Annotated in this window: 1 protein-coding gene; it reads left to right on the top strand. The window is 74.2% G+C overall.

Annotated elements, in window-relative coordinates; genetic code table 11:
* A partial coding sequence (locus ACYVE7_RS35600; protein WP_460371129.1) for an FUSC family protein occupies nucleotides 1-519 on the top strand: 519 nt, incomplete at both ends.

The following is a 519-nucleotide window of genomic DNA, read 5'->3' as shown; positions in this document are numbered from 1 at the left end:
CGACCCGACCGCGCGGCGCGCGCTCCGCCTCGGCCTGGCGTGCCTGCTGACCGGCGCGGCGTCGGCGCTGTTCGGGATCGGGAAGATCTACTGGTCGGTGTTCGCGGCCGTCATGATCCTCGCGACGCCCAGCGGCGGGATCACGGGCCGGTTGCGCGGCCGCCTCGCCGGGACGGTCGCCGGCTGTGTCCTCGCCGGGCTGCTCGTGCCGCCGACCGCCGACCATCGTGTCCTGCAGCTCGTGCTCGGCCTGCTGTGCATTCTGCCCGGCATCCTGGCGATGGCCGTCGGCTACGGCTGGACGTGCTTCTTCGTCGCCACGGCCGTCGGGCTGCTGTACGGCGGCCTCGGCGAGCAGGGCGATTTCTTCAGGTTCCGGCTGGTCGAGAACCTCGTCGGCTGCGCGGTGATCGGGCTGGTGATGGTGTTGACCTGGCGCGGCGACCCGTGGCCCGCCGCGGCCGTCCGGCTGCTGCGCGGCATCGCCGACGCGGCCCGCTCCACCGATCCCGCCGCACC

Source organism: Actinocorallia lasiicapitis, from assembly GCF_054778695.1.
This window is presented reverse-complemented; position numbering and strand designations above follow the sequence as displayed.